Source organism: Pseudomonas sp. MWU318 (genome assembly GCF_016756945.1).
Classification (GTDB): domain Bacteria; phylum Pseudomonadota; class Gammaproteobacteria; order Pseudomonadales; family Pseudomonadaceae; genus Aquipseudomonas; species Aquipseudomonas putida_A.
This window is the reverse complement of the sequence record NZ_JAESJL010000003.1, coordinates 526,976-539,528: the sequence shown is the minus strand read 5'-3', so window position 1 is coordinate 539,528 and position 12,553 is coordinate 526,976. Positions and strand designations below refer to the sequence as shown.

Here is a 12,553-nt window from a genome sequence, read left to right as displayed (position 1 = left end):
TCAGGCCTGGGCCAGCCAATCGCGGTCTTGCAGGAAGTAGTCGGTCAGGCGCGCTTCTTCACTGCCGGGTTCGGCCTTGAAGTCATAGGCCCAGCGCACTTGCGGCGGCAATGACATGAGGATCGACTCGGTACGTCCGCCCGATTGCAGGCCAAACAGGGTGCCACGGTCGTAGACCAGGTTGAACTCGACGTAGCGGCCACGGCGGAATTCCTGGAATTCACGCTGTTTCGCAGTGAACACATCATTCTTGCGGCGCTGCACGATGGGCAGGTAAGCGTCGATGTAAGCGTCGCCGATGGCACGCATGAAGGCGAAACTGGTGTCGAAGTCCCACTCGTTCAGGTCGTCGAAAAACAGGCCGCCGATGCCGCGCGGTTCATGGCGATGCTTGATGTGGAAATAGGTGTCGCACCAGGCCTTGTAACGCGCATAGACGTCCGGCCCGAACGGCGCGCAGGCCTGTTCGGCGACGCGGTGCCAGTGGATGCAGTCTTCTTCGTTGCCGTAATACGGGGTCAGGTCGAAGCCGCCGCCGAACCACCAGACCGGCTCTTCACCTTCCTTCTCGGCGATGAAAAAGCGCACGTTGGCGTGGGACGTCGGCACATGCGGGTTGTGCGGGTGAATCACCAGCGACACGCCGAGGGCTTCAAAGCCACGACCGGCCAATTCCGGACGATGGGCGCTGGCCGACGGCGGCAGACCGCTGCCGAACACGTGGGAAAAGTTGACGCCACCCTTTTCGATCACCGCACCGTTCTCGATCACGCGGGTACGACCGCCACCACCGGCAGGCCGGCTCCAGGCGTCTTCAACGAAGCGCGTGCCGCCGTCCTCGGTTTCCAGCGCGGCGCAGATGCGGTCTTGCAGGTCGAGCAGATAGGCCTTTACGGCGTCGGTGCGGGTCGTCATGGCTTCACCTTGAATCGGGCATAACTACGCGGGCGCCCCGCAGGCAGGGGGCGGCGCAAATGGGCGCGTAGCATAACACCGCAAACCTGCGCGCCGCAGTTGACGAAGATCAAGCAGGGGAGTTGGATAGGGGGCTTACAAAAGACCCAAGGAGAGCAGGCAGATGGCAAAGCGTATCCAGTTCCGCGCCCACGGCGGTCCCGAAATGCTCGAGTTTGTTGACTATGAACCCGCCGCGCCCGGCCCGAATCAGGTGCGGGTGGCGAACAAGGCGATCGGCCTGAACTTCATCGATACCTATTACCGCAGCGGTCTGTATGCCCCGCCAGCCTTGCCGTCCGGCCTCGGCGCTGAAGGCGCCGGCATCGTCGATGCCGTGGGCAGCGACGTCACCCGGTTCAAGGTCGGTGATCGCGTGGCATATGGCAGCGGCCCGCTGGGTGCCTACAGCCAGTTGCACACCCTGCCCGAAGCCAATCTGGTGAAGCTGCCGGACGAAATCAGCTTCGAGACCGCTGCCGGGGTCATGCTCAAGGGCCTCACCGTGCAGTACCTGCTGCGCCAGACCTATGAACTCAAGGGTGGCGAAACCATTCTGTTCCACGCCGCTGCCGGGGGTGTCGGTTCATTGGCCTGCCAATGGGCCAAGGCACTGGGCGTCAAGCTGATCGGCACCGTCAGCTCCAAGGAGAAAGCCGAACTGGCCAAGGCCAACGGTGCCTGGGCAACCATCGATTACAGCCACGAAAACGTGGCACAGCGGGTGCTGGAGCTGACCGATGGCAAGAAAGTCCCGGTGGTCTATGACGGCGTCGGCAAAGACACCTGGCTGACCTCGCTCGACAGCGTTTCGCCGCGTGGGCTTGTGGTGAGTTTCGGCAACGCCTCCGGTGCGGTGGACGGGGTGAATCTGGGGATTCTTTCGGCCAAGGGTTCGCTGTATGTGACCCGCCCGACCCTGGCGACCTACGCCAACAACGCCGAGAACCTGCAGCGCATGGCCGACGAGCTGTTCGAGATGATCATCAGCGGCAAGCTCAAGGTGAGCATCAGCCAGCGCTATCCACTGGCTGATGCGGCGAAGGCGCAGACCGAATTGTCGGCACGGCGCACCACCGGTTCGACCATCCTGCTGCCCTGACAAACCTTCGGCGTCTTGCCAGTCAGGGTTGCAAACCCACGGCTGGCAAGTCGGTTCTAACGCGTTCAGCACCTCGGCAGATGACACTCCAACGGTTTTTGCACCACGTGGCCGACCGTCGCGTGATCAGGCTGTTGCACCGCCGCGAGGATTTGCCGCCACTCGGCTGACAATACCCAGTAATCGCCGCGTGCGCGCTGGTCGATATGCAGGGCATTGGAGGCGATCGGCATCAGGCCGAAACGCTGGTAGAAGCGCAGTTGTTGCGATCTGCACAACGCGGTTACCCCGTTATAACCGCGTTTAATGGCCCACTCGGTAGCGGCCGCCAGCAGACCGTTGACCGCGATGGGCAACTGATTGGGCGTGTACGACATCAATCGACTGAATTCGACATGGCGCGACAGCGCTACTGTGGGAGAAACGTGTTGCTGCGCCAGCGATACCCACTCGAACGGTGCCGGAGTCGCTCTCAATACCGCCAACAGTTGATCGTGCCGATACAGCAGGAAATGGGTACTGCGCGACTTTATCGCCAGTCTGGTTTCGAGCATCCGCGCCCGTGAAGTCAGCATGTAATGCTGCAACCGAAGCCGAAATTGCCGATCGATAAACCGGTCGAACTCCTGAGTATCCGCCCCAGCCTCAAGCATCACGATGCGACAACCCTCATGGTGACTCTTCAACGTCACCTGAAGCGCCTGCAGGTAATCCGTGAGTTGCAAATTGGTAGTGTCCATTCTTTCTCCGCAGACCTTAACTTATCGAAGTGTTTCGAGTGCAGGGAAAGGATGGTTGCTTTTGCCGATTCCGCCACGCCAGAAAGTCTGATAATCAAGTGGGAAAAGCCAATGAATCTGGGGACTTGGCGACTTTTCCGACAGAGAAACTGGCGTCATTGCGGGATAAATCGCAGGCGCGCGTAGTCCTCCTCACCATCAAGGCGAGGAAGACTCACGGTAAAGGTTTTCGACGCAGGATCAGTCGGGACGAATGACCTTGCCGGTTGCCAGATCGCGAATCACGCTGGGGTTCTTGCGCCCGCCCAGTTGACCGCCAAGAATCAGGTCGATCTGCCCACGGAAATACTGTTCGACGCGCAACCGCGTGCGCGCCGCCGGCCGCCCCTGCGGGTTGGCCGAGGTGGAAATCAGCGGCCCGACCATCGAGCACAGATCCCGCACCTGCGGGTGATCGCTGACCCGCAGCGCCACCGTGTCATGCACGCCCGTCACCCATTCCGGCAACAGGTTCTGATGCGGCACCAGCCAAGTGTTCGGCCCCGGCCAGGTGCTGGCCATGCGGTCGAGCCACTCTTGCGGGAAGTCTTCGAACAGGAAGTCGAACTGGCGGATGTTGTCGGCGACCAGGATCAGGCCCTTGTCCACCGAACGGTTCTTGATCGCCAACAGACGATCCACTGCCTCTTCGTTCCACGGGTCGCAACCCAGCCCCCAGACGGCTTCGGTTGGATAGGCAATCACCGCCCCGGCGCGAATCTCTCGTGCGGCTTGTTGCACACGCCAACTGTTGACCATGAAAAAACTCTCCGAAAACAGGTTTTGCGCAGTTTACCGATCTTCCCTGTAAAACCTAGCGTGTCCTCGCCAGCCAGCGACCGTTTTCACACACTGCGCGGCCGTCCATTTCCAGCTCGGTGAGCGCCGCGAGGACTTTGGGCAACGCCCAGCCGCTGCTCTCGACCAAGGCTTCGCTGGTGTGCGGCGCGGCGTGCAGCAGATCAAGCAAGGGATGCGCGGAATCCGGCGAGTCTGTGGATAACGGCAAATGCTGCCAGCCGCGCAGGGCTTCGAGAATGTGTTCGATGGTTTCCACCAGCACCGCGCCGTCGCGGATCAACTGATGGCAACCGCGTGCGCCGGGGTGATGGATCGAGCCGGGAATCGCATACACCTCGCGGCCCTGTTCCGCCGCCAGCCGAGCGGTGATCAGTGAACCGCTGGCGACACTCGCCTCGACCACCAGCACACCGAGGGACAAACCGCTGATGATCCGGTTGCGCCTGGGAAAGTTGCTCGCCGTCGGCCCGGCGTCCAGTGGAAACTCAGAAACCACTGCGCTGCCCGAGGCAATCATCGCGTCGGCCAGTCGACAATTGCGCTGTGGATAAAACTTTTCCAGACCCGTGCCGAGTACGCCGACGGTTTGCCCGCCGACGTCCAGAGCCGCTTGATGCGCAGCCGCATCGATACCCAGCGCCAAGCCACTGGTGATGACAAAACCGGCCCCGGCGAGGCTGCGGGAAAACGCGGCGGCGGTATCCATTCCCGGGCGCGACGCGCTGCGACTGCCGACCATCGCCAGTTGCGGTTTTTCCAGAATCAGCGGATCACCGGCGACGAACAACAGCGGTGGCGGGTCAGGGATCTGCGCCAGCAGCGCCGGATAATCCGCTTGGTCCAACATCAATAGATGCTGGCCGGGCCGCTCTAGCCAGCGCAATGCATGGCTGGCGCCGTCGCGCACTTGCGGGCTGCGTCGGGCCTCGGCCGACGCCGCTGGCAGACCCAGCGCTCGCCAGGCACTAGCCGGCGCGCTCAGGGCTTTTGACGCCGAGCCGAAGGCTTCAAGCAGTTTGGCAAAACGTTTCGGACCGATTTCCGGCAGGCGGTGCAGGCGCAAACGCGCTTCCAGTTCCGCAGGCGAAAGCGGCGTACAGGCAGACAGCATCGTGGATCATCCTTGATCGTTATAAGTCCCGAACCATTCGGAACAAGCTGTGGATAACTCTGTTGGTAACTTGTGAAGCCTGCTAAGGATTTCGCACCTTGTCGAGCACCGCCAGCGAGCGCGATGCGTTGAGTACGAGGCCGTAACTGAGCTTGTCGTAGGTGCGGAACACCATCAGCAGACCGGCCCGTTCATCGGGAATTTTCAGCGGCTGGCCGGTGACCCGGTCGCGCACGGTTTCCCCGGTTTTCATCACCACCAGCACATTGCCTTCGGCCAGACCGTCGCGCTTGCCTTTGTTCAGGGTGACCACGTCCATCACGCCGATCTGCGTAACGCCACGCGGCACGTCGATGATCAGGCCGTTGATGTTGGTGCTCGGGGCGCTGGGCATGAAAGTCGAATTGATCGAGCGCTCTTCGCCGCTGAACAGACGATCGCCCAGACGTACTTCCTGGGTGGTGCGTTGCAGGGCGAGGGTGGCGACGTCGCCTTCGGTGGCGACGATTTCACCGCCACCGATATCGTCGGCGTTGATCCCGAGGAACTCCTTGGTCTGCGGGTCGGTGTAGACCTTGCCCTGGCGGAAGATGCCGTACACCGGTTGATTCGGATCGAAGTGGCCCCGGGCGAAGATCCGGTCGCCAGTGCCACTCAACACGCGCTCGGCATCGCCGGCGACGATATACGGCGCCTTGTCGAAGTCCTCGACCTTGTCAACGATGCGGTTGCTCAGCAGGAAACTGTTGATTGATTTCAGCGGAATGCTCGGAATCGCCTCGGCCACCGGGCTGGTGCGGATGCGCGGCGACAGCTTGATGGTGCCCCGTGACTCGCCGCGATTGAGGGTCAGCTGCGGCTGGCCGTTGACGTAACGGAGCGTCAGCGTGTCGCCGGGGTAGATCAGGTTGGGGTTTTCGATTTGCGGATTGGCCCGCCACAGCTGTGGCCATTGCCAGGGCTCGCGCAGGTATTTGCCGGAAATGTCCCAGAGGGTGTCTCCCGAAACCACCGTGTATTGCTGTGGAAAACCATCCCTGAGTTGCACTTGCCCTTGCGCAGCCGCGGCCGAAGCCAGAAGCAGCAGGGCGAGTAGTGTTTTCCTCATGCAGCGAATCCCTTTATCATGTGCGTTCGCGTGAACCGTCAGAGCCCCCGTGGCTCGCTACTGCAAATTGCATTAGCTACGCTTCACAACGGTAGCCTGCATCTTCGGACCTGCCAGGCCATCGACCCGACTTTACTCAATACGTGCAGCAATCAGCCTATGGCCATTTTAAACATCCTCGAATTCCCGGACCCGCGTCTGCGTACTATCGCCAAGCCTGTGGCTGTAGTGGACGACGAAGTGCGTCAGTTGGTCGATGACATGTTTGAAACAATGTATGAAGCGCCGGGCATCGGCCTCGCCGCGACCCAGGTCAACGTGCACAAACGTATCGTCGTGATGGACCTTTCCGAAGACCGCACCGAACCCCGGGTGTTCATCAACCCCGAGTTCGAATCGCTGACCGACGAGATGGATCAGTATCAGGAAGGCTGCCTCTCGGTGCCGGGCTTCTACGAAAACGTCGACCGCCCGCAGAAGGTCAAGATCAAGGCGCTGGACCGCGACGGCCAGCCTTACGAACTGATCGCCGAAGGCCTGCTCGCGGTGTGCATCCAGCACGAATGCGACCACCTCAACGGCAAGTTGTTCGTCGATTACCTGTCCACGCTCAAACGCGACCGGATCAAGAAGAAACTGGAAAAGCTCCACCGCCAGAACGCTTGATGCCCCTCTTCAAAGGCTTGCTGCGGCAAGCCTTTTTCTTTTTGTGAGATTCCCTTCATGACTGAGCCACTGCGCATCGTTTTTGCCGGCACTCCGGAATTTGCCGCCGAGCACCTCAAGGCCCTGCTGGACAGCCCTTACGAGATCGTTGCGGTCTACACCCAACCGGATCGTCCGGCCGGTCGCGGGCAAAAACTGATGCCGAGCCCGGTCAAACAGTTGGCCCTGGAAAATAATATCCAGGTGTTGCAGCCGCCGACCCTGCGCAACGCTGACGCTCAAGCCGAGCTGGCCGCGCTGAAACCGGACTTGCTGGTGGTGGTCGCCTACGGCCTGATCCTGCCGCAAGCGGTGCTGGATATTCCGCGTCTGGGCTGCATCAACAGCCACGCCTCCCTGCTGCCACGCTGGCGCGGTGCGGCGCCGATCCAGCGCGCCGTGGAACACGGTGATGCCGAAAGCGGCGTGACCGTGATGCGCATGGAAGCCGGCCTCGACACCGGGCCGATGCTGCTCAAGGTCGTGACCCCGATCAGCGCCGATGACACCGGTGGCACGCTGCACGACCGTCTCGCCGAAATGGGCCCGCCCGCCGTGGTTCAGGCAATTGCCGGCCTGGCCGCTGAGACCCTCGAAGGCGAAGTGCAGAACGACGAACTCGCCACCTACGCCCACAAACTGAACAAGGACGAAGCGCGCCTCGACTGGCGCCGTCCGGCGGTTGAGCTGGAGCGTCTGGTACGCGCCTTCAATCCCTGGCCGATTACCCACAGCACCCTCAACGGTGAAGCGCTGAAGGTATTGGCCGCGACGCTGGTTGACGGCAAAGGCGCACCGGGTGAAATACTCAGCGCCAGCAAGGACGGCCTGATCGTGGCCTGCGGTGAGCAGGCGCTGTGCCTGACCCGCCTGCAGCTGCCCGGCGGCAAGGCGCTGAACTTCAGCGACCTGTTCAACAGCCGCCGCGAGAAATTCGCCGTCGGCACCGTGCTCGGCGCCGTGGTGGACGCGCAATGAACCCGCGTCTGGCCGCCGCCAAGGCACTCGCCGCCGTGCTCAGCGGCAAAGCTTCGTTGAACAGCTCCCTGCCGACGCAACTGGACAAGGTCGAAGACCGTGATCGCGGCTTCACCCAGGATCTGGCGTTCGGCACCGCGCGCTGGCAGCCACGGCTGTCGGCGCTGGCGGAAAAACTTCTGCAGAAGCCGTTCAAGGCTGCCGACGCCGATGTCGAGGCGCTGCTGCTGGTCGGTCTCTATCAACTGCTCTACACCCGCGTGCCGCCGCACGCGGCCATCGGCGAAACCGTCGGTTGCGCGGACAAGCTGAAAAAGCCGTGGGCCAAGGGTTTGCTCAACGCCGTGCTGCGCAATGCCCAGCGCGAAAGCGAGACGATTTTCGCCGAGCTGGAGCGCGATCCGGTGGTGCGCACCGCCCACCCGCGCTGGCTGCAAAAATCCCTGAAAGCCTTCTGGCCGGAGCAATGGGAAGCGATCTGCGCGGCGAACAACGCGCATCCACCGATGATCCTGCGGGTCAACCGCCGGCATCACGGCCGCGATGCCTACCTCGGCTTGCTCAGCGACGCCGGCATCGTTGCCACGCCCTGCGTCTATAGCCGCGACGGCATCGTCCTTGAAGCCGCCGCCGACGTGCGCAGCCTGCCGGGTTTTGCCGAAGGCTGGATCAGCGTGCAGGATGAAGCCGCGCAACTGGCCGCCGATCTGCTTGATCTGGCCCCGGGCCAACGGGTGCTCGACGCCTGCTGCGCCCCCGGCGGCAAGACCTGCCACATCCTCGAAGCCGAACCGGCGCTGGCCGGCGTGGTGGCGGTGGATCTGGAAGCCAAGCGTCTGGTGCGCGTAAAGGAAAACCTTGAGCGGCTGGGGCTGAGCGCCGAACTGATCGCTGCCGATGGTCGCGATACCGCCGCGTGGTGGGACGGCAAGCCGTTCCAGCGCATCCTGCTCGACGCGCCATGCTCGGCCACCGGCGTGATCCGCCGTCACCCGGACATCAAGCTGACCCGTCAGCCGGACGACATCGTTGCCCTCGCGCAACTGCAAGGCGAACTGCTCGACGCCCTGTGGAAAACCCTCGAAGTCGGCGGCATCCTGCTCTACGCCACTTGCTCGACCTTGCCGACCGAGAACACCGAAGTCATTGCCGCGTTCCTTGAGCGTACGCCCGGTGCCCGCGAACTCGACCTGGCCACCACGGCCGGGATCAAACAGCCCCATGGTCGCCAATTGCTGGCCCAGCAGGGCGGGCATGACGGGTTCTACTACGCCAAGCTGATCAAGATCGCTGCCGCGCGCGGCTAAACGGATTCAATGGAGTGACTGGATGAAAATCATCATCCTCGGTGCGGGACAGGTCGGCGGTTCGCTGGCTGAACACCTGGCGAGCGAAGCCAACGACATCACCGTGGTCGACACCGATGGCGAACGCCTGCGCGACCTCGGCGACCGTCTCGACATCCGCACCATTCAGGGCCGCGGCTCGCTGCCGTCGGTGTTGCGCCAGGCCGGCGCCGACGATGCCGATATGCTGGTGGCGGTGACCAACAGCGACGAGACCAACATGGTCGCCTGCCAGGTCGCGCACACCCTGTTCCACACCCCGACCAAAATCGCCCGGGTGCGCGAAGCGTCCTACCTCAATCGCGAAGAACAGCTGTTCCAGAACGAAGCGATTCCGGTCGACGTGCTGATCAGCCCCGAGCAGGTGGTGACCAACTACATCAAGCGCCTGATCCAGCATCCGGGCGCGCTGCAAGTGATCGACTTCGCCGAAGGCCAGGCGCAACTTGTGGCGGTGCGCGCCTATTACGGCGGGCCGCTGGTGGGCCAACAACTGCGCCAGTTGCGCGAGCACATGCCGAATGTCGAGACGCGTGTCGCGGCGATTTTCCGCCGCGACCGGCCGATCCTGCCGCAGGGCGATACGGTGATCGAGGCCGATGACGAAGTCTTCTTCATCGCCGCCCGTGAGAATATTCGCGCGGTGATGAGCGAAATGCGCCGTCTCGACGAAACCTACAAGCGCATCGTGATTGCCGGTGGCGGGCAGATCGGCGAGCGTCTGGCCGAGGCCATCGAAAGCCGCTATCAGGTGAAGATCATCGAGATGAACCCGGCCCGCTGCCGCTATCTCTCCGACACCCTCGACAGCACCGTGGTGCTGCAGGGCAGTGCGTCGGACCGTGATCTGCTGCTGGAAGAGAACATTGCCGACGCCGACATCTTCCTTGCGCTGACCAACGATGACGAAGCCAACATCATGTCGTCGCTGCTGGCCAAACGGCTGGGCGCGAAGAAAGTGATGACGATCATCAACAACCCGGCTTACGTCGATCTGATTCAGGGCGGCGATATCGACATCGCCATCAGCCCGCAACTGGCGACCATCGGCACCTTGCTGGCTCACGTACGGCGTGGCGATATCGTCAGCGTGCACTCATTGCGCCGGGGTGCGGCGGAAGCCATCGAGGCGATTGCCCACGGTGATGCGAAGTCGAGCAAAGTCATCGGCAGGCCGATCGAGAAAATCGGCCTGCCACCGGGCAGCACGATTGGCGCGATCATCCGCAACGAAGAAGTGATCATCGCCCACGACGATACGGTGATCGAAACCGGCGACCATGTGATTCTGTTCCTTGTGGATAAAAAGCACATTCGTGATGTTGAGAAGCTGTTTCATGTGGGTCTCAGCTTCTTCTGATCAACCAAAAGCAAAGATCGCAGCCTTCGGCAGCTCCTACACCGATCGCTGTAGGAGCTGCCGGAGGCTGCGATCTTTTGATCTTGAAAAGGAGTAGGCCCATGCTCGAATCCCTGGAAAAAATGCTCGCCAAGGGTGTGGATAACTCATTGCTGCGCTTCGGTCTCGGCAAGGGTTATCTGGATTTGGGAGAGAACGCCAAGGCCGCCGAGCATTTACAGCGCTGCGTCGACTTCGATCCGAAGTACTCGGCGGCGTGGAAGCTATTGGGCAAAGCGCAACTTGCACTCGGCGATCACGCGGCCGCGCGGCAGGCGTGGGAACAAGGTCTGGAAGCCGCCCGCGCCCATGGCGACAAGCAGGCCGAGAAGGGAATGACGGTGTTTCTGAAGAAACTCGACCGTCAGGCGCAATAAGCTAGAGATAACGCAGGCCGATGCCCTCGGCATCCACCGTCACCACTTCCATTCGCACCCGCGGCGCGCCTGTGGGTAAATCCTGCACCTGGCCATAAACCACTGCACCCTTGGGCAATGACGCCAGGCGCGGATGCTGCACGTACACGCCGGTGGCCGACAGATTGCGCGTCTGCCCCAGGCATTCACCGAAGCTGTCGTGGGTGATCTTGATGCGGAAGGATTTGCGCTGTTCGGACATCTTTATGCGCCCTTGAATGAACGGGGTTGTGGATAAGCCGCAGAAGCAAGATCAAAAGATCGCAGCCTGCGGCAGCTCCTACGGGTTATCCACAGAGTGTGCCAACTTGCTCAGTACCAGCGCGCTTCGCCCGGCGGACGTTTCTTGAAGCGCTTCATGCTCCACATGTACTGACTCGGATACGCCGCGACGTAACGCTCGACCACCTTGCTCATGGCCGCGCAGGATTCCTCGGTATCGGTGCTGTACATGGCTTCTGGCGCCGCTTCGAGGATCACTTTGTAGCCAGAGCCGTCCGGCAGGCGCAGGGCATGCAGGAATACGCCGACCGCTTTGCCGCCGGCGAGCATGTTCGGCACGAATTTGCTGGTCAATGCCTGAGTGGCGAAGAACGGCACGAAGATCCCCGCGGATTCGGCCGGTTCCGGGTCAGCCGGAATGCCCACTGCACCACCTTTGCGCACTTCCTTGATGACGCTGAGGATGCCTTCCTTGGTGGAGGCAGCGACCTTGTTGCCCAGCTGCACGCGTTGCTTGCGCAGTAATTCATCCACAGCCTTGAGCTTTGGCGGGCGGTAGAAAATGATCGGTTTGCACTGGCTGCAATAGAAGTGGTTGAGCACTTCCCAGTTGCCCAGGTGGCTGGTGATGCCGACCACGCCTTTGCCCGAGGCCAGCGCATCCTTGAGGATGTCGAGGCCTTCGACTTCGCGCACCAGATCGATCGAACGCTGGGCCGGCCAGATCCACGCGCAGGCACTTTCGGTCAGGGATTTACCGATGTCTTTGAGGCTCTGGCCGACCAGGCGCTCACGTTCGGCCGGATCCATCTGTGGAAAACATTTGGCGAGGTTGATCCGCACCACATCGCGGGAGCGGTTGGGGGTTTTCCACATGATCCAGCCGATCGCCGAACCCACGGCCTGCACGGCCCGCCATGGCAGCAGGGCAAACAGCCGCAGAGCGCCTACCAGCAAGGCGCCTTTAAACTTTTCCACAGGTCACTCCTGATTTTGTGCTGTGCGCAAGGCGGCCATTCTAACCGCCGTTGACCAACTGCGCGTAGCGGTCGCAGTCCTGAGTGTGATCCATGACCATGCCCGAAGCCTGCATCAGTGCGTAGCAAATGGTCGGGCCGACGAAGGTGAAACCGGCCTTTTTCAGGGCTTTGCTCATTGTCAGCGCTTCGGGAGTGATCGCCGGGACTTCGCTGCGATCCTTGAAATGATTGATGATCGGTTGGCCGCCGACGAACGACCAGAGAAACACCTCCGGATCTTCCAGCGCCAGCCAGGCCTGGGCGTTGCGCCGGGCGGCATTGAGTTTGAGGCGGTTGCGGATGATCCCCGGATCGAGCATCAGTTCGTCGATTTCGGCGTCGCTCATCTGCGCCACACGCTGCACGTCGAAGCCGTACAACACCTCGCGGTAGCGCTCGCGTTTACGCAGCACGGTGATCCACGACAGCCCGGCCTGGAACCCTTCGAGCAAAAGCAACTCGAACAAACCCTGCGCATCGCGTAGCGGCGTGCCCCACTCCTGATCGTGATAAGCCATGTACAGCGGATCTTCGGTACACCAAAAGCAGCGTGGCATAAGGCTCCAGGGGGTGGAGGTGCGACTGAATCGGGTATACTCCCGCTCTTTAAATC

General features: G+C 61.8%; 14 protein-coding genes. 6 read left to right on the top strand and 8 right to left on the bottom strand.

What is annotated here, in order from left to right:
* Positions 1–915 carry an oxygen-dependent coproporphyrinogen oxidase gene (hemF, locus tag JN524_RS10495; protein WP_202369295.1) on the bottom strand — a complete coding sequence of 305 codons (915 nt, stop codon included), beginning with the start codon at positions 913–915 and terminating at the stop codon, positions 1–3.
* 163 nt (positions 916–1,078) lie between these two features.
* Here hemF and JN524_RS10490 point away from each other — a divergent pair, with 163 nt between their 5' ends.
* Positions 1,079–2,056 (top strand): quinone oxidoreductase family protein, encoded by a 978-nt coding sequence (locus tag JN524_RS10490; RefSeq protein ID WP_202369294.1) that lies wholly within the window; start codon positions 1,079–1,081, stop codon positions 2,054–2,056.
* A 65-nt stretch (positions 2,057–2,121) separates the two neighbouring features.
* Here JN524_RS10490 and JN524_RS10485 read toward each other — a convergent pair whose 3' ends face one another.
* From JN524_RS10485 to JN524_RS10470, 4 genes are all read right to left on the bottom strand, one after another.
* A complete protein-coding gene (locus JN524_RS10485; protein ID WP_202369293.1) occupies positions 2,122–2,796 on the bottom strand; it encodes a hypothetical protein in 675 nt (224 codons plus the stop codon).
* 240 nt (positions 2,797–3,036) lie between these two features.
* Positions 3,037–3,594: an L-threonylcarbamoyladenylate synthase gene (locus JN524_RS10480; RefSeq protein WP_003220243.1), complete on the bottom strand. Its 558-nt coding sequence runs from the start codon at positions 3,592–3,594 to the stop codon at positions 3,037–3,039.
* A gap of 55 nt (positions 3,595–3,649) precedes the next feature.
* A complete protein-coding gene (dprA, locus tag JN524_RS10475; RefSeq protein ID WP_202369292.1) occupies positions 3,650–4,747 on the bottom strand; it encodes a DNA-processing protein DprA in 1,098 nt (365 codons plus the stop codon).
* 82 nt (positions 4,748–4,829) lie between these two features.
* A complete protein-coding gene (locus tag JN524_RS10470) occupies positions 4,830–5,855 on the bottom strand; it encodes a LysM peptidoglycan-binding domain-containing protein (protein ID WP_139055031.1) in 1,026 nt (341 codons plus the stop codon).
* Between the two features lie 159 nt (positions 5,856–6,014).
* Between JN524_RS10470 and def the strand changes: the two genes are divergently transcribed.
* From def to JN524_RS10445, 5 genes are all read left to right on the top strand, one after another.
* The gene (gene def / locus JN524_RS10465; protein WP_027610272.1) at positions 6,015–6,521 is read left to right on the top strand and encodes a peptide deformylase; all 507 of its coding nucleotides are present in this window, start codon (positions 6,015–6,017) and stop codon (positions 6,519–6,521) included.
* A gap of 57 nt (positions 6,522–6,578) precedes the next feature.
* On the top strand, positions 6,579–7,538 hold the full coding sequence (fmt, locus tag JN524_RS10460; protein WP_202369291.1) for a methionyl-tRNA formyltransferase: 960 nt from the start codon (positions 6,579–6,581) through the stop codon (positions 7,536–7,538).
* Positions 7,535–8,845 (top strand): 16S rRNA (cytosine(967)-C(5))-methyltransferase RsmB, encoded by a 1,311-nt coding sequence (gene rsmB, locus JN524_RS10455; RefSeq protein ID WP_202369290.1) that lies wholly within the window; start codon positions 7,535–7,537, stop codon positions 8,843–8,845. The genes fmt and rsmB overlap by 4 nt, the downstream gene beginning before the upstream one ends.
* 22 nt (positions 8,846–8,867) lie before the next feature.
* Positions 8,868–10,244, top strand: coding sequence for a Trk system potassium transporter TrkA (trkA, locus tag JN524_RS10450; protein ID WP_003220233.1), 1,377 nt, complete (start codon positions 8,868–8,870; stop codon positions 10,242–10,244).
* Positions 10,245–10,345: 101 nt separating this feature from the next.
* On the top strand, positions 10,346–10,660 hold the full coding sequence (locus JN524_RS10445) for a tetratricopeptide repeat protein (protein ID WP_202369289.1): 315 nt from the start codon (positions 10,346–10,348) through the stop codon (positions 10,658–10,660).
* Between the two features lies 1 nt (position 10,661).
* On the opposite strand, the gene JN524_RS10440 is transcribed toward JN524_RS10445, so the two are convergent.
* From JN524_RS10440 to JN524_RS10430, 3 genes are all read right to left on the bottom strand, one after another.
* Positions 10,662–10,901, bottom strand: coding sequence for a PilZ domain-containing protein (locus JN524_RS10440; protein ID WP_007960749.1), 240 nt, complete (start codon positions 10,899–10,901; stop codon positions 10,662–10,664).
* Between the two features lie 110 nt (positions 10,902–11,011).
* On the bottom strand, positions 11,012–11,899 hold the full coding sequence (locus JN524_RS10435) for a lysophospholipid acyltransferase (protein WP_027610276.1): 888 nt from the start codon (positions 11,897–11,899) through the stop codon (positions 11,012–11,014).
* A gap of 40 nt (positions 11,900–11,939) precedes the next feature.
* Positions 11,940–12,497, bottom strand: a complete 558-nt coding sequence (locus JN524_RS10430) for a DNA-3-methyladenine glycosylase I (RefSeq protein WP_202369288.1) — start codon at positions 12,495–12,497, stop codon at positions 11,940–11,942.
* Between the last annotated feature and the right edge of the window lie 56 nt (positions 12,498–12,553).

Bases quoted from the DNA above. Each gene is read 5' to 3' on its own strand.
- hemF (WP_202369295.1), bottom strand. From the start codon at position 915: ATGACGACCCGCACCGACGCCGTAAAGGCCTATCTGCTCGACCTGCAA.
- JN524_RS10490 (WP_202369294.1), top strand. From the start codon at position 1,079: ATGGCAAAGCGTATCCAGTTCCGCGCCCACGGCGGTCCCGAAATGCTC.
- JN524_RS10485 (WP_202369293.1), bottom strand. From the start codon at position 2,796: ATGGACACTACCAATTTGCAACTCACGGATTACCTGCAGGCGCTTCAG.
- JN524_RS10480 (WP_003220243.1), bottom strand. From the start codon at position 3,594: ATGGTCAACAGTTGGCGTGTGCAACAAGCCGCACGAGAGATTCGCGCC.
- dprA (WP_202369292.1), bottom strand. From the start codon at position 4,747: ATGCTGTCTGCCTGTACGCCGCTTTCGCCTGCGGAACTGGAAGCGCGT.
- JN524_RS10470 (WP_139055031.1), bottom strand. From the start codon at position 5,855: ATGAGGAAAACACTACTCGCCCTGCTGCTTCTGGCTTCGGCCGCGGCT.
- def (WP_027610272.1), top strand. From the start codon at position 6,015: ATGGCCATTTTAAACATCCTCGAATTCCCGGACCCGCGTCTGCGTACT.
- fmt (WP_202369291.1), top strand. From the start codon at position 6,579: ATGACTGAGCCACTGCGCATCGTTTTTGCCGGCACTCCGGAATTTGCC.
- rsmB (WP_202369290.1), top strand. From the start codon at position 7,535: ATGAACCCGCGTCTGGCCGCCGCCAAGGCACTCGCCGCCGTGCTCAGC.
- trkA (WP_003220233.1), top strand. From the start codon at position 8,868: ATGAAAATCATCATCCTCGGTGCGGGACAGGTCGGCGGTTCGCTGGCT.
- JN524_RS10445 (WP_202369289.1), top strand. From the start codon at position 10,346: ATGCTCGAATCCCTGGAAAAAATGCTCGCCAAGGGTGTGGATAACTCA.
- JN524_RS10440 (WP_007960749.1), bottom strand. From the start codon at position 10,901: ATGTCCGAACAGCGCAAATCCTTCCGCATCAAGATCACCCACGACAGC.
- JN524_RS10430 (WP_202369288.1), bottom strand. From the start codon at position 12,497: ATGCCACGCTGCTTTTGGTGTACCGAAGATCCGCTGTACATGGCTTAT.